The 17,890-nt window shown below is 74.9% G+C and carries 18 protein-coding genes; 11 read left to right on the forward strand and 7 right to left on the reverse strand.

The window, feature by feature from the left end; genetic code table 11:
* Positions 1-7: 7 nt before the first annotated feature.
* On the forward strand, positions 8-628 hold the full coding sequence (locus E9565_RS00960) for an alpha/beta fold hydrolase (RefSeq protein WP_236826751.1): 621 nt from the start codon (positions 8-10) through the stop codon (positions 626-628).
* A 79-nt stretch (positions 629-707) separates the two neighbouring features.
* On the opposite strand, the gene E9565_RS00965 is transcribed toward E9565_RS00960, so the two are convergent.
* Complete coding sequence (locus E9565_RS00965; protein ID WP_236833866.1) at positions 708-2,126, reverse strand: xylulokinase; 1,419 nt, start codon at positions 2,124-2,126, stop codon at positions 708-710.
* A gap of 205 nt (positions 2,127-2,331) precedes the next feature.
* Between E9565_RS00965 and E9565_RS00970 the strand changes: the two genes are divergently transcribed.
* From E9565_RS00970 to xylA, 3 genes are read left to right on the forward strand one after another with little or no spacing between them, the layout of a single operon-like run.
* Entirely contained in the window at positions 2,332-3,615 is a 1,284-nt protein-coding gene (locus E9565_RS00970; RefSeq protein WP_236826749.1) for an ROK family transcriptional regulator, read from the forward strand.
* Positions 3,612-3,800, forward strand: a complete 189-nt coding sequence (locus tag E9565_RS00975) for a hypothetical protein (RefSeq protein WP_236826748.1) — start codon at positions 3,612-3,614, stop codon at positions 3,798-3,800. Before E9565_RS00970 ends, E9565_RS00975 begins: the two co-directional genes overlap by 4 nt.
* Positions 3,797-4,957: a xylose isomerase gene (gene xylA, locus E9565_RS00980; protein WP_236833867.1), complete on the forward strand. Its 1,161-nt coding sequence runs from the start codon at positions 3,797-3,799 to the stop codon at positions 4,955-4,957. Before E9565_RS00975 ends, xylA begins: the two co-directional genes overlap by 4 nt.
* 48 nt (positions 4,958-5,005) lie before the next feature.
* Here the strand turns inward: xylA and E9565_RS00985 are convergent, their stop codons facing one another.
* From E9565_RS00985 to E9565_RS01000, 4 genes are all read right to left on the reverse strand, one after another.
* A complete protein-coding gene (locus E9565_RS00985; protein ID WP_236826746.1) occupies positions 5,006-5,419 on the reverse strand; it encodes a hypothetical protein in 414 nt (137 codons plus the stop codon).
* Positions 5,419-5,904, reverse strand: a complete 486-nt coding sequence (locus E9565_RS00990) for a cupredoxin domain-containing protein (protein WP_236833868.1) — start codon at positions 5,902-5,904, stop codon at positions 5,419-5,421. Before E9565_RS00990 ends, E9565_RS00985 begins: the two co-directional genes overlap by 1 nt.
* 95 nt (positions 5,905-5,999) lie before the next feature.
* Complete coding sequence (locus E9565_RS00995; RefSeq protein WP_236826744.1) at positions 6,000-6,938, reverse strand: S9 family peptidase; 939 nt, start codon at positions 6,936-6,938, stop codon at positions 6,000-6,002.
* A 1-nt stretch (position 6,939) separates the two neighbouring features.
* A complete protein-coding gene (locus E9565_RS01000) occupies positions 6,940-7,326 on the reverse strand; it encodes a hypothetical protein (protein ID WP_236833869.1) in 387 nt (128 codons plus the stop codon).
* Positions 7,327-7,341: 15 nt separating this feature from the next.
* Between E9565_RS01000 and E9565_RS01005 the strand changes: the two genes are divergently transcribed.
* Complete coding sequence (locus tag E9565_RS01005; protein ID WP_236833870.1) at positions 7,342-7,872, forward strand: helix-turn-helix domain-containing protein; 531 nt, start codon at positions 7,342-7,344, stop codon at positions 7,870-7,872.
* Positions 7,873-7,902: 30 nt separating this feature from the next.
* On the opposite strand, the gene E9565_RS01010 is transcribed toward E9565_RS01005, so the two are convergent.
* A complete protein-coding gene (locus E9565_RS01010; RefSeq protein ID WP_236826741.1) occupies positions 7,903-8,406 on the reverse strand; it encodes a hypothetical protein in 504 nt (167 codons plus the stop codon).
* A gap of 148 nt (positions 8,407-8,554) precedes the next feature.
* Between E9565_RS01010 and E9565_RS01015 the strand changes: the two genes are divergently transcribed.
* From E9565_RS01015 to E9565_RS01040, 6 genes are all read left to right on the forward strand, one after another.
* Complete coding sequence (locus E9565_RS01015) at positions 8,555-9,745, forward strand: ROK family protein (RefSeq protein WP_236826740.1); 1,191 nt, start codon at positions 8,555-8,557, stop codon at positions 9,743-9,745.
* A gap of 242 nt (positions 9,746-9,987) precedes the next feature.
* On the forward strand, positions 9,988-11,586 hold the full coding sequence (locus E9565_RS01020; RefSeq protein WP_236826739.1) for a sugar ABC transporter ATP-binding protein: 1,599 nt from the start codon (positions 9,988-9,990) through the stop codon (positions 11,584-11,586).
* Positions 11,583-12,776: an ABC transporter permease gene (locus tag E9565_RS01025; RefSeq protein WP_236826738.1), complete on the forward strand. Its 1,194-nt coding sequence runs from the start codon at positions 11,583-11,585 to the stop codon at positions 12,774-12,776. Before E9565_RS01020 ends, E9565_RS01025 begins: the two co-directional genes overlap by 4 nt.
* Before the next feature lie 95 nt (positions 12,777-12,871).
* Complete coding sequence (locus E9565_RS01030; protein ID WP_236826737.1) at positions 12,872-13,894, forward strand: substrate-binding domain-containing protein; 1,023 nt, start codon at positions 12,872-12,874, stop codon at positions 13,892-13,894.
* Positions 13,895-13,961: 67 nt separating this feature from the next.
* Positions 13,962-15,137: a Gfo/Idh/MocA family protein gene (locus E9565_RS01035; protein ID WP_236833871.1), complete on the forward strand. Its 1,176-nt coding sequence runs from the start codon at positions 13,962-13,964 to the stop codon at positions 15,135-15,137.
* Positions 15,137-16,144: a sugar phosphate isomerase/epimerase gene (locus E9565_RS01040; RefSeq protein ID WP_236833872.1), complete on the forward strand. Its 1,008-nt coding sequence runs from the start codon at positions 15,137-15,139 to the stop codon at positions 16,142-16,144. The genes E9565_RS01035 and E9565_RS01040 overlap by 1 nt, the downstream gene beginning before the upstream one ends.
* 202 nt (positions 16,145-16,346) lie before the next feature.
* Here E9565_RS01040 and E9565_RS01045 read toward each other — a convergent pair.
* Positions 16,347-17,890, reverse strand: a 1,544-nt coding sequence (locus tag E9565_RS01045; RefSeq protein WP_236833873.1) for a DEAD/DEAH box helicase, incomplete at its 5' end; no start/stop codon positions are given.

Genomic DNA, 17,890 nt, shown 5'->3' on the forward strand with positions numbered 1-17,890 from the left:
GCGATCGGTGTCCGTCGTTCTCGTTCCCGGTCTCGGGCTGGATGAACGTTCCGCGCGCAGGTTGCGCCGAGAAGTTGCCGCCGACGTCGTCCTCCTCCCCGGCATGGGGCGGCGGTCACCGGTGCCGGCGGTCGACGACCTCGCGCGGCGGCTGGTCGCCGCGCTGCCCCGGGGGCCGGTGGTCCTGGTCGGGCACTCGCAGAGCTGCCAGGTGGTGGCCGCGGCCGCCACCGACCCGCGGGTGGTGGGGGTCCTGCTGTGCGGGCCGACCACCGACCCGCGGATGCGCCGGCTGCGCGTGCTCGCCGCGCGCTGGGTGCGCACCGCGCTCGCCGAGCCCTGGTGGCAGGTGCCGCTGATCGTGCGGCAGTGGCTGCGCACCGGGCCGCGGGCGATGAGCGCGCTGTGGCGGACCGCCTCGCCGGACGCCATCGAGGAGCGGCTGGCCGCGGTCACCGCGCCGGTCGTCGTGGTGCGCGGGGACCGCGACGCGCTGTGCCCGGCCGACTGGGCGGCGCGGGTGGCCGGTGCGGCGCCGCGCGGCCGGCTGGTCGAGCTCCCGGGCGCGGCGCACATGACGGTGCAGACCCACCCCGCGCGGCTGGCGGCCATCCTCCGCTCCTTCTGACCGCCGCCGGCCGCGCCGCACGGCACCACGCCGCACACCGCGCGTCCTCCCGCCGCACCGCGGGGGACGCGTGGTCCTCTTACTGGCCGTCCGTGCGGCCGCGGACCTCGGCGTAGCGCTCGCGCACGTGGGTCGCCGCCGGGGCGTCGAACTCCTGCAGCCCCGGCTGCGGCCACTCGGGCGGTGCGTCCGCGCCGGAGAGCACCCAGGCGGCCTGCCGCGCGGCGCCGTCGGCGACGTACTCGCCGGGCGGCGGGACGAGGACCGGCCGGCCGAAGATGCCGGGCGCCAGCTGCTGCACGGCCGCCGAGCGCGCGGCCCCGCCGATGAGCATCACCCGCTGGACGTCCACGCCCTGGGCGACGACGGCCTCGATGCCGTCGGCCAGCCCGCAGAGCAGCCCCTCGACCGCGGCGCGGGCCCAGTGCGCCGGCGTCGAGGTGCGCAGGGTGAGGCCGTGCACCGAGCCGGTGGCGTGGGGCAGGTTCGGCGTCCGCTCGCCCTCCAGGTAGGGCACCAGCACCAGGCCGTCGGCGCCGGAGGGGGCCGACAGCGCCAGCTCCGAGAGGGTCGCGTGGTCCACCCCGAGCAGCGCGGCGGCGGCGTCGAGCACGCGGGCGGCGTTGAGCGTGGCCACGAGCGGGAGGTGGTTGCCGGTGGCGTCGGCGAACCCGGCCACGGTGCCGGTGACGTCGGCGACGGCGGTGGGGGTCACGGCGGAGACGACGCCGGACGTGCCGATCGAGACGACGACGTCGCCCGGTCGCGCCGCCAGGCCCAGCGCCGCCGCGGCGTTGTCGCCGGTGCCGGGGCCGAGGACGGCGCGGCCGCCGGCGAGGCTGCCCACGCCCTCGGCGGGGCCGGCCACCCGGGGGACCGAGGGACGGCGACCGCGCATCGCGCGCTCGAGCAGGTCGAGGCGGTACTCGCCGGTGCGCGCCGACCAGTAGGCGGTGCCGCTGGCGTCACCGCGGTCGGTGACCAGCGTGCCGAGGTCGCGGTCGGCCCGCAGCCGCCAGGTCAGCCAGTCGTGCGGCAGGCAGACCGCGGCGGTGCGGTCGGCGTTGGCGGGCTCGGCGTCGGCCAGCCAGCGCAGCTTCGTCGCCGTGAACGAGGCGACCGGCACCAGGCCGACGGCGTCGGCCCAGGCGCGGCGGCCGGCGTCCTCGTCGCCGTCGCCGAGCTCGCGGATCAGGTCGGCGGCGGCGGGCGCCGAGCGGACGTCGTTCCACAGCAGCGCGTCGCGGACCACCTCGCCCCGCTCGTCGAGGCAGACCATCCCGTGCTGCTGGCCGCCGACGGCGAGGGCGTCGACGTCCTCGAGCCCGCCGGCCTCCGAGGCGGCGGCCCGGAAGGCCTCCTCCCACGCCCGGGGGTCGACGGCGGTGCCCTCGGGGTGCGGCGCCCGCCCCGAGCGGACCAGCTCGCCGGTCGCGGCATCGCGGACGACGACCTTGCACGCCTGCGTCGAGGTGTCGACGCCCGCCACGAGGGTCATCGGACCCGCTCCGGGCCCTGGCCGGCGGGACGGGCGGTGGACGGCGGTGCGGACAGGGGCGTCATGGGAAGGGGACCTTAGGCGGCCCCACCCGCGGGCGCCCGGCGGAGGGTCGCGGGGGAGCAGGGGCGGTCCGCCTTGACCGCCCGACCCGGGAGCCCCTAATTTGTTTGCGCAACCGACTAATCGGGTGGGGGAGGTGGGCATGGGCGAGGTGCCGTCCCTGTACGACGGGTCGTCCGAGCGGCGCGCCCCGGCCGACCAGGCCACGGTGCGCCGCACCAACCTGGGGTTGGTCCTGCGCCACCTCCGCGACCACGGCCCGCGGTCCCGCGCCCGCATCGCCCAGGAGACCGGGCTGAACAAGGCGACGGTGTCCAGCCTCGTCGCCGAGCTCGCCGAGCGCCGGCTGGTCACCACCGGCGAGGTCGACCGTGCGGGGGCGGTCGGCCGCCCCGGCCTGACCGTGCACCTGGACGGCGGCTGCGTCTGCGGCATCGGTGTCGAGCTCAACGTCGACTACGCCGCGGTGCTCGTGCTCGACCTGCGCGGCGAGGTGCTGTTCGAGCAGCGGCTCGCCCTCGACCTGCCCACCCTCGGCGCCGAGCGGACCCTCGACGCGGTCGCCGGGCTGGTGTCCGACGCGGTGGCCGCGGCCGCCACCGCCGGCGCCCGTCCCGCCGGGCTGACCGTGGCGGTCGCCGGCCTGGTCCGCAGCGTCGACGGCGTGGTCACGCTGGCGCCGAACATCGGCTGGCACGACGTCGCGGTCCTGGACGGCCTGCACGCCCGCCTCGGCACCGGCTTCCCGATCCGCGTCGAGAACGACGCGAACCTCTCGGCCATCGCCGAGTGGGCGATGGGCTCGGAGGCGCGCACCCCCGACCTGGTCTACCTGACCGGTGAGGTCGGCGTCGGCGGCGGCGTGATCGTCGCCGGCCGGCTGCTGCGCGGTGCGGGCGGGCTCTCCGGCGAGGTCGGGCACACCTCGCTGGGCGACCCGGACCTCGTCTGCGGCTGCGGCCGGCGCGGCTGCTGGGAGACCGTCGTCGGCATGGCGGCGCTGCTGCGCGCCGCCGCCGACCCGGGCGACCCGGTGGGCGACCCGGCCCGCGACCTGGAGGCCCGCCTGTCGGAGGTGGCCGCCCGCGCCGAGGCCGGTGACGCCCGCACCCTCGCCGCCCTCCACCAGGTGGGCGCCTCGCTCGGCACCGGCGCCGCCGTGCTGATCAACCTGTTCAACCCGCGGGTGGTCATCCTCGGCGGCTACTTCGCCGTGCTCGGGAAGTACCTCATGGCGCCCCTCATGGCAGAGCTGGAGGCGCGGGTGCTCGGGCCCGGCGTGGCCGGCGCGCGCGTCGTCCTCTCCACCCTCGGGTTCACCGCCGCCGTCCGCGGCGGCGCCCACGTCGCCCTCGAGTCGGTGTTCGAGGACCCGACCCTGGTGCCGGTGCCCTCGCTCGAGCCGGCCGGGGCAGGCGCCCGGTGACCCCGCAGCCCGGCGCGGCCGACGGCCGCGCCCCCGACCTCCAGGTCGCCGACCTGGGAACCACCCTCGCCACCGGCGAGCAGCACACCTCCTCGTCCGCCGACGACCGCGCGAGCCGGCGCGGGCCGGAGGCTCCCGAGGGCAGCGCAGCCCACCGATCGACCCGGACGGAGATCCCCGCATGACCGACTACACCCCCCGCAAGGACGACAGGTTCAGCTTCGGTCTGTGGACCGTCGGCTGGCAGGGCGTCGACGTCTTCGGCGGCGCGGTCCGCCCGCCGCTGGACCCGGTGGAGGCGGTCCACCGGCTCGCCGAGCTGGGCGCGGCCGCCGTCACCTTCCACGACGACGACCTGGTGCCCGACGACGCCACCCGCGAGACCGCCCTCGAGCGGTTCAAGAAGGCGCTCGCCGAGACCGGTGTCGGCGTGGAGATGGCCACGACCAACCTGTTCGGCGCCCCGGTGTTCAAGGACGGCGGCTTCACCGCCAACGACCGCGCCGTGCGCCGGTACGCGCTGGCCAAGGTGCTGCGCAACGTCGACCTGGCCGCCGAGCTGGGCGCGAAGACGTACGTGCTCTGGGGCGGCCGGGAAGGTGCCGAGTCCGGCGCCACCAAGGACGTCGCCGCCGCGCTCGACCGGTACAAGGAGGGGCTGGACGTCCTCTGCGCCTACGTGCGCGAGAAGGGCTACGACATCCGCTTCGCCCTGGAGCCCAAGCCCAACGAGCCGCGCGGTGACATCCTGCTGCCGACGATCGGCCACGCCATCGCCTTCATCAACGAGCTGGAGGAGCCCTCCCGCGTCGGGCTGAACCCCGAGGTCGGGCACGAGGAGATGGCCGGGCTGAACTTCGCCCAGGGCATCTCGCAGGCGCTGTGGCACGACAAGCTCTTCCACGTCGACCTCAACGGCCAGCACGGCCCGCGCTTCGACCAGGACCTGCGCTTCGGCGCGGGCAACCTGCGCGGCGCCTTCTGGACCGTCGACGCCCTCCTGGGCGCCGGCACCGGCAAGGCCTACGACGGCTACCTGCACTTCGACTACAAGCCGCCGCGGACCGAGGACATCGACGGCGTCTGGGAGACCGCCCGTGCCTGCATGCGCAACTACCTGATCCTGCGGGACAAGGTGCAGGCGTTCCGGGCCGACCCCGAGGTCGCCGAGGCGCTGGAGGCCGCGCGCGTGGCCGAGCTCGCCGTCCCCACCCTGGCCGAGGGCGAGTCGCTGGACGCGCTGCGGAACGAGGCGCACGACCCCGAGGCGCTCGGCGCCCGCGGCCTGCAGTTCGAGCGCCTGGACCAGCTGGCGATGGAGCACCTGCTCGGCGTCCGCTGAGCGCAGCCCGCGCGGGCGGGCGGGGACGTCCCCGCCCGCCCGCGCGGCTCAGCGGTGCCGCGGCCGGGTTGCGACGGCGAGCACCGCCAGGACGACGACGGCCGCCAGCTCGACCCAGAACGACTCCCACCACAGCGGCGCCGCGGTGGTCTCGACGAACCCGAACAGGCCGACGGTGGTCGACAGCAGCAGGCCGGCCAGGGTCCCGAGCGCGGTCAGCGCCCCGAGCGCGGCGACGGCCCACAGCCACCGGTGGGGGACGACCAGCAGCAGGACGGCGAGCCCGAGACCCGCGATCGCGTTGAGCATGAACGCCGGACCGATGACGTCGATGTTCCGGTAGCCGTCGAGCCACAGGTCCAGGTGCAGCCAGCCCATCACGGCCAGCAGCACCGCGCCGGCCAGCCGCAACGCCCAGGTGAGCATCCCCGCGCGCCGCCCGGGGGTGGTCGTCGCAGTCATCACGCGACCTCCACGCTGACCTCCATGCCCATCGCCCGGTGGTTGCCCACCGAGCAGTAGATGACGTAGCTGCCCGGCTCGAGGTCCACGGTGAGGGTCTCCGACTGCCCCGGCTGCAGGACGGCCGTCGCGGCGACGTCCTCGCCGTCGCGCTCGACCACGAAGTCGTGGCTCGCGTCGCCCTCGTTGGAGACGGCGAACTCGTAGGTGCCGGCCGCGAAGCTGTCCTCGTCGAGCTCGATGGCGAAGTCGACGAGCTGCGCCTCGACGGTCTCGGTCTCCTGCTGACCGGCCGGTGACGACGCCGGGGCCGACGTGGCGGTCTCCGTCGCGCTGGGCGGCGACTCCGTCGTGGTCCCGGCCGGGACGTCGGCCACCGCCTCGGTGTCGGGGTCGTCGGAGCCGCAGCCGGCCACGACCAGGGCGAGGCCCGTGATCGCGACGGCCAGGCGATGGGCCGCTGGACGCCTGTTCCAGGAACGCACGGGACCTCCTCGGAGCGGCCACCGGACGGCAGCCATCGTGGGATCGAGATCCTCGGGCCGGGCGCCCCGTCGCGGAAGTGCTTCCGGCGCGCCGCTCAGCCCGCCGTCGCGCCGTCGGCTCCTGTGACCGCGCGCTCGCACCATGTGACGACCGTGCCCAGCACCTCCGGGTCGAGGGGGCCGCGCAGCTCCCGCCGGTAGGCGCCCATCGACGGCGGCCCCGGCTGCCGCCGCAACGTGTGGGTGAGGTCGGGGACGAGGCGGGTCTCCACCGGACCGCGCACCGTGGCGGCGAGGACCGCCAGGTCCGCGGGCCGCGCCTGCAGGTCCTTCGCGCCGGTGACCGCCAGCACCGGGACGTCGATGCGGCGCAGGTCCTCCCGCGGGTCGTGGGCCAGGAACTCGCGGTGCCACCGGGCGTTGATCCGCGCGCCACCGATCCGGGCCACGTCGGTGGTCGTCGCCTTGATCCGCTGGTGGTTGGCCGCCACCTTGGACTCCAGGTCGGTGCGGAGCAGGCGGAGGACGAACCGGACCGGGGCGGGGAGCGTCGGGGTGATCTGCCGGGCCTGCCACCGCAGCAGCTCCTCGCCGGGGGTGGCGCTCATCGCGAGCAGCACCAGCCCGGACACGGGGGCGCCCCGGGCGGCGAGCGCGGCGGCGAGGATCGCACCCTCGCTGTGCCCGGCCAGCAGCACACGGCCGGCGTCCACCTCCGGCCGCGCGCGCAGCGCATCGAGGGCGGCGCCGAGGTCGTCGACGTTGTCGTGGAGGCCGGCGGTGCGCCAGTCGCCGGGGCTCTCACCGACGCCGCGCTTGTCGTAGCGCAGCGAGGCGATCCCGGCGCCGGCCAGCGCGACGGCGAGCTGGCGGGCGACGTCGAACCGGGCGCGGCGGTGGTTGGAGTCGCGGTCGATCGGGCCGGAGCCCGAGGCCAGCAGCACGGCGGGTGCCGGCTCGGGCGCGTCGGGGAGGGTGAGCGTGCCGGCGAGCGGGCCGGCGGCGCCGGGGACCTGGACGGGGACGTCGCGCACGTCAGCCGGCCCGGCGGAGCGAGTCGGCGACGGCTGCGGCGTCGTCGGTGCCGACGAGCAGCGTGTCGTACCGCTGGCCGTCCAGACGGACGCGCACGGCGGGCTGGCCGCGCCGGACGCAGACCAGCATGCGCTCGCCGGGGCGGCGCCAGGTCCCGATCTTCCGGACGCCGGGCAGCGCGAGTCCGGGGGCGCGCAGCCCGCGGGTCGCCCCGACCGCGTCGCCCACGACCTCCACCTCGGTGATCGCGCTGCGCGGCACGGCGACGTCGCGCAGGAGGCCGGCGATCTTCTCGCCGGGGGTGAGGTGGACCGACAGGGTCGAGGGCGTCAGTTGCAGCGTGGCCATGCCGCCACTATTCTCGAAACTTAGAGTGTTGTCAATCATGAGAACGGTGGGCGCGTGAACTCGGTCGACCTGTTGCTGCACCCCGTCCGGCTCCGCGTGGTGCAGGCGTTCCTCGGGGACCGCACGCTCACCACGGGCGAGCTGCGGTCCGCGCTGCCCGATGTGCCGGTCGCGTCGCTCTACCGGCACGTCGGGGTGCTGGCCGACGCGGGCGTGCTCGAGGTGGTGGGGGAGCGGAAGGTCCGCGGCGCCTCGGAGCGCAGCTACCGCCTGGTGCTGGAGGCGGCGGACGTGCCGGCCGACGACCTGAACGCGCTGTCGGCCGAGGACCACCGGCGCGCGTTCACCGCGTTCGTCGCCGCCCTCCTGGCCGACTTCGACCGCTACCTCGACCGCGGGGCGCCCGACCTGGCGCGCGACGGCGCCGGCTACCGCCAGGTGGGGCTGTGGCTGACCGACGAGGAGTTCGCCGGGTTCCTGGCCGACCTGCGCGCGCTGTTCCAGCGGCGGCTGTCCAACCGGCCCGGCGACGGGCGCCGGCGCCGGCTGGTCGGCCTGGTGAACCTGCCGGGGGACGACGCCTGACCCTGCCCGGTGACGTCGTCCCCCGGGGGGTCAGCGGTCGAGCCGCTTGCGCGCCTTCACCGCGCGCTTGCTGGCCCTGTCGAGCACCTTGCCGGCCCGGCGCACCCGCCGCTCCTGGCGGTCGACCGTGCCGCGCACGAGCAGCCCGATGCCGATGCCCAGCAGCCAGCTGTCCTTGGCGATGGACAGGCCCTGCTCGGTGGGCGCCAGGCTGCCCTCCTTCCGCATGCCCGGCGTCTTGAGGTACAGGCCCAGCAGGCCGCCGGAGAAGGCGGTGAGCGCGGCGCCCGCGACGGCGGTCGGCACGAACGGGGTGAGGAGGGCGGCGCCGATGGCGATCTCCGCAGTCGACAGGGCCTTCGCGAACTGCTGCGGCGGGACGTTGCCGAGGAACGGGTAGGTGCCGGCGGCGAAGCCGTGCATGCCGGCCGCGGCCTCCTCGTCGGCGCCGCGCTTGCCGAGGCCGCTGTTGAGGATGAAGGCGCCGGCGGAGATCCGCGGGGCGATCTCGGACAGGGTGATGGGCAGGCCCATGGGTGCGCACCTCTCGGGGTCGGGGGCTGGTCCAGTGCTCAACCAGCGTGCCCCGTGCGCGGGCCGTCAACCCTGGATGCCCCCGTCGTCGTCGCCCCGTCGGTCGACGTCCGCCGGGGTGGGCCGCCTCACGTGCCACTATGGCGGCGTGGCGTACACCTCTGCCTCGGCCGGCGTGCTGCTGCGCCACGTGCGCACCGGGCGCGCGCGCAGCCGTGCGGACCTCGTCGCGCTCACCGGGGCGTCGCGGAACACGGTCAGCGCGCGCGTCGACCAGCTGATCGCGGCGAACCTCCTGGAGGAGGGCGGTCGTGGCTGGAGCACCGGGGGCCGGCCGCCGACGCTGCTGCAGTTCAACAGCCGGGCGGGCTGCGTCCTCGCCGTCGACCTCGGGGCGAGCAGCGTCGACGTCGCCGTCACCGACCTGTCGGCCTCGATCCTGGCCACCGTCGGGCACCCGATCGACATCGCCGACGGCCCGGGCCCGGTGCTCGCCGAGGTCGACCGGCTGGCGCAGAAGGTGCTGGCGGAAGCGGGCCTCACCCCCGCCGACGTGTGCGCCGTCGGCGTCGGCGTGCCGGGGCCGGTGGAGTTCTCGACCGGCCGACCGTCGCACCCGCCGATCATGCCCGGCTGGCACGACTACCCGGTCCCGAGCGCCTTCGGCCGCTACGAGTGCCCGGTCTACGTGGACAACGACGTGAACGTCATGGCGCTGGGGGAGATCGGCGTCGCCGGCTCCTCGCAGGACCTGCTCGTCGTCAAGGTCGGCACCGGCATCGGCTGCGGCGTGATCGTCGACGGCCGCGTCTACCGGGGGGCGCAGGGCAGCGCCGGCGACATCGGGCACATCCACGTCGCCCAGCCCGACGGGCGCACCGTCGTCTGCCGGTGCGGGCAGGAGAACTGCCTCGAGGCGATCGCCGGTGGCGGGGCCCTGCTGCGGGACGCGGCGGCGGCCGGCCTCCCCGTGGAGACGGTGCGCGAGGTGGTGCGGCTGGCCGCGGAGGGCAACGGCGTCGCGCTGGAACTGGTGCGCGGCGCGGGGCGCACGATCGGCACCGTGCTGGCCTCGCTGGTCAACTTCTTCAACCCGCACCGCATCGTCATGACCGGCGGCGTCGCGCAGGCCGGCGTCCCCCTGCTCGCCGGCATCCGTGAGGCCGTCTACCGGCGCTCCATGCCGCTGGCCGCCCGGGCGCTGGAGATCACCGTGAGCGAGGCGCCCGACCTCTCCGGCCGGGTCGGTGCCGCCCTCATGGCCATCGAGGAGTTCCTCGACGAGGACTCGGTCGAGGCGGTGACCTCGCGATCCTCCGGATCGCACCGCGGCCAGTAGCCGCACCTCCCGGTGGCCGAGCGCGTTCGTCGCGCCAGCGCGACCCCCTCCGGGCCCACCCCGGCACCCTCGGGCGTCCCGTCCGCGACCGTGCGTGACGGCGGCGCGGTCCCACGGAGATCTCCCGGTCTCGGTTCGGTAACCGTGGCCCCGCAGCCTTGACCCCGTGTGACACCCCCCATATGTTGCTCCCTCAACGGACTAATGGTCAGCGCTGAGCAAAAGTTTCCGGAGGTGGCGACGTGGCCGGTGCGCCGGGTGCACGGGGCAGGGACGACACGGGGGCGCCCCTGCTGGCGATGCACGGGATCGTCAAGACCTTCCCGGGTGTGCGGGCGCTCGACGGCGTCGACCTCGACGTCCGCGCCGGTGAGGTGCACTGCCTGCTCGGGCAGAACGGCGCCGGCAAGTCGACGCTGATCAAGGTGCTCGCCGGGGCCCACCAGCCCGACGGCGGCCGGATCGAGTGGCGGGGCGAGCCGGTCTCCCTGACCAACCCGCAGGCGGCGATGAAGCACGGCATCGCCACCATCTACCAGGAGCTCGACCTGGTCGCCGGGCTCACCGTGGCCGACAACATCTTCCTCGGCCGCGAGCGGTCCCGTTTCGGCCTCGCCCGGCCGGCGCCGGCGAACGAGGCCGCCGGGAAGCTGCTGACCCGGCTCGGCCACCCGGAGATCCGGCCCACCGCCGAGGTCGGCTCGCTGCCCGCCGCCGCGCAGCAGATGGTCAGCATCGCCCGGGCGCTCTCCCAGGACGCGAAGCTGATCGTCATGGACGAGCCGTCGGCCGTCCTGGACAACGAAGAGGTCCAGCACCTGTTCGAGGTCATCCGCGACCTGACCCGCGACGGCGTCGCGGTGGTCTACATCTCCCACCGGCTGGAGGAGATCCGCGAGGTCGGCGACCGCATCACCGTGCTCAAGGACGGGCGCACCGTGGCCACCGGGCTGCCGGTGCGCGACACCACCACCCGCCAGGTGATCGAGCTGATGACCGGCCGCGACATCGAGTACGTCTTCCCCGAGCGCCGGGCCGTCCCCGCCGCGGAGCCGCTGCTCTCGGTGCGCGACCTGAGCCTGCGCGGCACCTTCCGGGGGGTGTCCTTCGACGTCCGCCCGGGCGAGGTGGTCGGCCTCGCCGGGCTGGTGGGGTCGGGGCGCTCGGAGATCCTCGAGACCATCTACGGCGCGCGCCGGGCGACCGGCGGCACCGTCTCGGTGGCGGGCCGGCGGCTGCGCCCGGGCCGGGTCTCCGCCGCGGTGGCCGCCGGCGTGGGGCTCGCCCCCGAGGAGCGCAAGAGCCAGGCACTGCTCCTCGGCGACGCCGTCTACCGCAACATGAGCATCGCCAGCCTGGCCCGGTTCGCCCGCGGCGGCTTTCTCTCCGGCAGCAACGAGAAGGACGCCGCCCGCGAGCAGGTGCAGGCCCTCGACGTCCGCCCGGCCGACGTGGACCGGGAGGTGCGGACGCTGTCGGGCGGCAACCAGCAGAAGGTCGTGCTCGCCCGCTGGTTGCTGCGCGACTGCCGGGTCCTGCTCCTCGACGAGCCCACCCGCGGGGTGGACGTCGGTGCGCGCTCGGAGATCTACGCGCTCATCCGCGAACTGGCCGACCGGGGGGTCGCCGTCGTCGTGGTGTCCAGCGAGATCCCCGAGGTCCTCGGCCTGGCCGACCGGGTCCTGGTGATCTCCGACGGTTCGGTCGTCGCCGAGCGACCGGCCGACGCGCTCGACGAGCACGCCGTGCTCGACCTCGTCATGGAGGGATCGGTCGGCCCGCGCCAGCGCGGCGACCGGCAGCAGCCCACCGCACAGCAGCACGAAGGGGACGTGGCATGACCGGCAGCACCGCGACGACCGGGGGAGCGGGCGCACCCGCGACGTCCAAGGGCCGCGCGCCCGAAGGGGGCGGCGGCAGGCGCGCCGGCTTCATGGCCGGGTCGGCGGGGCCCCTGGTCGGCCTCGTCGTCGCGCTGGTCCTGCTCTGCATCGTCGGCGCGGTCACCGCGCCGGAGCGGTTCGTCGACGTCGACAACGTGCTGACCATCCTGCGGCTGGCCGCGGTCGTCGGCGTCGTGAGCATCGGCATGACGTTCGTGATCATCGGGGGCGGGATCGACCTGTCGGTGGGCGCGCTGGTCGCGCTCTCGTCGGTGTGGGCGACCACGCTGGCCACCCAGGCCATGGCCGAGGACACCCACTGGATCGTCATGGTCTTCACCGCGGTGGCGGTCGGTGCCGGGGCGGGGCTGGTCAACGGGATCGTCATCGCCTACGGGCGGCTGGTGGCCTTCATCGCCACGCTGGCCATGCTCGCCGCCGCCCGCGGCCTGGCCGAGATCATCGCCAACCGCCGCACCCAGATCGTGCAGAACGAGGGCTTCCTCGACTTCTTCGGCGGCGACGTCCTCGGCATCCCGATGCTGGTGATCATCTGGGCGCTGGTGTCGATCGCCGGCTGGATCCTGCTCAACCGCACCACCTTCGGCCGGCACACCTTCGCCGTCGGCGGCAACGCCGAGGCCGCCCGGCTGGCCGGCATCCGCGTGCAGTGGCACACCCTCAAGCTCTACGTGCTCTCCGGGATCACCTGCGGCATCGCCGCGGTGATGCTGATGGCGCGGACGACCACCGGCAGCTCGACCCACGGCACGCTGCTCGAGCTCGAGGTGATCGCCGCCGTCGTCATCGGCGGCACGCTGCTCACCGGTGGCCGCGGCACGATCGTCGGCACCGTCCTGGGCGTGCTGATCTTCGTCACGCTCGGCAACATCTTCACGCTCAACAACCTGTCCAGCTCGGTCCAGGCGGTCGCGCGCGGCGTCATCATCGTCGTCGCCGTCCTGCTCCAGATGCGGCTGGCCGAGGGCCGCGGCGGCGGATCCGGCTGGTTCTCCCGCCTCCGCTCCGGCCGCGGCGAGTCGTCCTCCGGCGGACCGGTCGCCGGGGGCACCCCGGCCGGTGCCGTGGCCGGCGGCACGAGCGTGCCCGGCGCCCCCGGCGGCGACCGGCCCGGCTCCACCCACTGACCCCACCCCACCGAACCCTGCCGGCGACCCGCCGGAGAAGGCACCCCGAGGAGAAGAACATGTCTGCAGCGAGGCAGCGCCCCTACCGTCGCCTGATGTCCACCGCGGTCGCCCTGGCCGGCGCGACCGTGCTCGTCGCGGGCTGCACCAGCAACGAGCCCGAGACCTCCGCCTCGGAGGGCGGTGGCGGGGACGCGGTCGCCAGCTCGAACGACGAGGTCGGCGAGACCGTCCGGATCGGGTTCTCGGCCCCGGCCGCCGACCACGGCTGGATGGCCGGCATCACCGAGGCCGCCCGGGCCGAGGCCGAGAACTACGAGGACGTCGACCTCATCGTCGCCGAGGGCACGAACGACGTCAGCACGCAGATCAGCCAGGTCGAGACCTTCATCAACGAGGGCGTCGACGCGATCGTGCTGCTGCCCTTCGACGGTGCCGCGATGACCCCCGTCGCGCTGCAGGCGATGGAGGCCGGCATCCCGGTCATCAACGTCGACCGCGAGTTCAACAGCCCGTTCGCCGCCCGCGCCACCATTCTGGGTGACAACTACGGCATGGGCGTCTCCGCCGGCACGTACATCTGCGAGCAGGTGGGCGACAACCCCGACGCCGTCGTCGCCGAGATCGCCGGCATCGACTCGCTGCCGCTGACCCAGGACCGCAGCCAGGGCTTCGCCGACGCGCTCGCCGACTGCGGCCTCGACGTCGACAACCGTGTCGCGGCGGACTTCACCGTCGAGGGTGGCGAGGAGGCCGCGGCCAACCTGCTCCAGGCCGCGCCGCAGATCGACGCCCTGTGGAACCACGACGACGACCAGGGCGTCGGCGTCCTCGCCGCGATCAGCAACGCCGGCCGGGACGAGTTCATCATGGTCGGTGGCGCCGGCTCGGCGAACGCGATGCGCGAGATCCAGTCCGGTGACTCCGTGCTGCAGGCGACCGTCATCTACCCGCACACCCAGGCCGCCGACGGCATCGCGCTGGCCCGCCTGGTCGCGCAGGGCAAGTCGCTGTCGGACCTGGTCTCGCCCGAGGTCCCGCGCGAGATCGTCCTCAACGCCCCCGTCGTCACCTCGGAGAACGTCGAGGACTACATCGACCGCGCGTTCGAGTCCTGATCCGTCGACGGCGCGGCAGGGGAGCGCCCGCGTTCCCCTGCCGCGCCACCTCCGCTGGGAGAAGCACATGACCCCCACCCTCGGCATCGGGCTGGTCGGCTACGCGTTCATGGGCGCGGCCCATTCGCAGGCCTGGCGCACCGCCCCTCATTTCTTCGACCTGCCGCTGCGTCCGGAGCTGGCGGTGCTGGCCGGCCGTGATCCGGCCGGGGTGGCTGCGGCCGCCGAGCGGCTGGGCTGGTCGAGCACCGAGACCGACTGGCGTCGGGTGATCGAGCGTGAGGACGTGGACCTGGTCGACGTCTGCACGCCCGGGAACACCCACGCGGAGATCGCGATCGCCGCGCTGGAGGCCGGCAAGCACGTGTTGTGCGAGAAGCCGCTGGCCAACTCCGTGGCCGAGGCCGAGGCGATGGCCGAGGCCGCGGCGAAGGCGGCGGCGCGCGGTGTGCGGTCGATGGTCGGGTTCACCTACCGGCGGGTGCCGGCGGTGGCGCTGGCCCGCACGCTGGTCGCCGAGGGGCGGCTGGGGGAGATCCGGCACGTGCGGGCGCAGTACCTGCAGGACTGGATCGCCGATCCGGCCGCGCCGATGTCGTGGCGGCTGGAGAAGGACAAGGCCGGCTCCGGGGCGCTGGGTGACATCGGGGCGCACATCGTCGACCTGACCCAGCACATCACCGGGCAGGCCCTCACCGGCGTCAGCGCGATGCTGGAGACGTTCGTGACCGAGCGGCCGCTGCCCACCGAGACCGGCAAGCTGGGCGGGGTCGGCGGCTCGGAGACGGGGCGGGTCACGGTGGATGACGCCGCGGTGTTCCTGGGCCGGTTCACCGGCGGGGCGCTGGGCGTGTTCGAGGCCACCCGGTTCGCGCTGGGCCGCAAGAACGGCATCCGCCTCGAGATCAACGGGTCGCGGGGCAGCCTGGCGTTCGACTTCGAGGACATGAACGTCCTGGAGTTCTTCGACGGCGACGAGCCCGCCGCGACCGCCGGCTTCCGCCGGATCATCGTCACCGAGCCCGAGCACCCCTACGTGGGTGCCTGGTGGCCGGCCGGGCACGGCCTGGGCTACGAGCACGGCTTCACCCACCAGGTCGTGGACCTGGTCACCGCCATCGCCGCCGGCGAGGACCCGGCGCCGTCGTTCGCCGACGGCCTGCAGGTGCAGCGGGTGCTCGACGCCGTCGAGCGCAGCGCCGCGGACAGCTCGCGCTGGACCCCGATCCGAGGAGAGAACTGATGCCCCGTCCGGTCACCCTGTTCACCGGCCAGTGGGCCGACCTGCCCTTCGAGGAGATGTGCCGGCTGGCCTCCGGGTGGGGCTACGACGGCCTGGAGATCGCCTGCTGGGGCGACCACCTCGACGTCGAGCGCGCCGCGAACGACGACGCCTACGTGGCCGAGAGGCTCGCGCTGCTCGACAAGCACGGCCTGAAGGTGTGGACCATCTCCAACCACCTCAACGGCCAGGCCGTCTGCGACGACCCGATCGACGAGCGGCACCGCGGCATGGTGCACCCCCGGGTGTGGGGCGACGGCGACCCCGAGGGCGTGCGGCAGCGGGCCGCCGAGGAGATGAAGCTGACCGCCCGCGCGGCGGCCAGGCTGGGCGTGGACACCGTCGTGGGCTTCACCGGCAGCAAGATCTGGAAGACCGTGGCGATGTTCCCGCCGGTGCCCGAGTCGATGATCGACGCGGGCTACGCCGACTTCGCCGACCGGTGGAACCCGATCCTGGACGTGTTCGACGAGGTCGGGGTGCGGTTCGCCCACGAGGTGCACCCCTCGGAGATCGCCTACGACTACTGGACCACCGTGCGCACCCTGGAGGCGATCGGGCACCGGGAGGCGTTCGGGCTGAACTGGGACCCGTCGCACTTCGTGTGGCAGGACCTGGACCCGGTCGGCTTCCTGTGGGACTTCAAGGACCGCATCTACCACGTCGACTGCAAGGACGCCAAGAAGCAGGTCGGCAACGGCCGCAACGGCCGGATGGGCTCGCACCTGCCCTGGGCCGACCCCCGCCGCGGCTGGGACTTCGTCTCCACCGGGCACGGCGACGTCCCGTGGGAGGCCTGCTTCCGGATGCTCAACACCATCGGCTACGACGGGCCCATCTCCGTGGAGTGGGAGGACGCCGGCATGGACCGCCTCGTCGGCGCCCCCGAGGCGCTGGAGTTCGTGCGCCGGCTCGCCTTCGACCCGCCGTCGGCCGCCTTCGACGCCGCCTTCTCCAGCGGCAGCTGAGCTCTCCCGCACTCGCGCCGGGATCAGGGCACCTGATCACCGGGCGTCCTCCCACACCGTCGGCGGTGGGGGAGGACGCGCTGCGGTGCGGGAGGACCGGCGGGGCGACCGGAGACGTCCGGCCGCGCCCCCGGTGGCACGGGTGGCGACTCGTCGTCATGTCATCCGGCCGACATGACGACGAGTCGACATCCCGCCGTGGTCAGCGGCCCCGGCGGGAGCGGGCGCTGAACGAGGCGGCCGACGTCGTGCCGGCCCGGGCGGCGAGCTCGGCGCGGGTCCGCGCCGGGCCGCTCGCCCGGCCGGAGCCCGACCCGCCGCCGCGACCGGACGAACCGGCCGGCTTGGCCGAGGCCGAACCCGAGCCGGAGCCGCCGCGGCGACGCCGGCCACCGCCGGACCCCTGCGGCTGCGGCTCCGGCGCGGGCGCCGGCTCCACGTAGGGGGCCTCCGGGCCGGTGAGCTCCGCGATCTCCGGGGAACCCGGCCGCACCTGGCTGGTCACCGGGCTGATCCCGGCCTGGCGGGTGAGCGTGCGGACCTCGCCCACCATGTCGGGGGTGGTGATGGTGACGACGGTGCCGCCGGCGCCGGCGCGGGCGGTGCGGCCCGAGCGGTGCAGGTAGGCCTTGTGCTCCGTCGGCGGGTCGACGTGCACGACCAGCGCGACGTCGTCGACGTGGATGCCGCGAGCGGCGATGTCGGTCGCGCACATCACCCGGCTGGTGCCGTTGCTGAACGCCTCGAGGTTGCGCTCGCGGGCGTTCTGGCTGAGGTTGCCGTGCAGGTCGACCGCGGGGATGCCCGAGGCGGTGAGCTGCTTGGCCAGCTTCTTGGCCTGGTGCTTGGTGCGGGTGAACAGCACGCTGCGGCCCAGGCCGGCGGCGAGCTGGCGGACGACCTCGGGCTTGTCGGCGGCCTGCACGTGGAAGACGTGGTGGGTCATCGTGCTGACCGGGGCGACCGCCGGGTCGACCGAGTGCGTCACCGGGCTGCTCAGGTAGCGCTTGACCAGCACGTCCACGCCGTTGTCCAGGGTGGCGGAGAACAGCAGCCGCTGGCCCGTCTTCGGGGTGCGGTCCATGAGCCGCTTGACGCCGGGGAGGAAGCCCAGGTCGGCCATGTGGTCGGCCTCGTCGAGCACGGTGATCTCGACGCCGCCGAGGTCGCAGTGCCCCTGGCCGATGAGGTCCTCGAGCCGGCCCGGGCAGGCGATGACGACGTCGACGCCCTTCGCCAGGGCCTGCACCTGCGGGTTCTGCCCGACGCCGCCGAAGATCGTGGTGGCGTTCATGCCGAGCGCGCGGGCCAGGGGGTCGACGACGGCGAAGACCTGGTTGGCCAGCTCGCGGGTCGGCACCAGCACCAGCGCGCGGGGGCGTCGGGGCTGCCGGCGGCCGTCGGAGGCGGCGAGCCGGGCGACCAGCGGGATGGAGAAGGCCAGGGTCTTGCCCGAGCCGGTGCGCCCGCGGCCGAGGACGTCGCGGCCGCCGAGGCTGTCGGGCAGCGTCGCGACCTGGATGGGGAACGGCGCGGTGATGCCGCTGGCCGAGAGCACCTCGACCAGCGGAGCGGGGACGCCGAGGGCGTCGAAGGTGGTGTCGGTCGGCAGGACGGTGGCGTCGTCGCCGGCGGGGACGACGGGCGGCGCCGGGACGGCGGCGGGGGTCTGCGCGGCGGCCTGCTGCTCGCCGGCGGGGCGGGGTCCGGTGCCCCGGCCGCGGCCGCCACGGCGCCGGCGAGCAG

Source organism: Blastococcus sp. KM273129 (assembly GCF_021698995.1).
Lineage (GTDB): Bacteria > Actinomycetota > Actinomycetes > Mycobacteriales > Geodermatophilaceae > Blastococcus.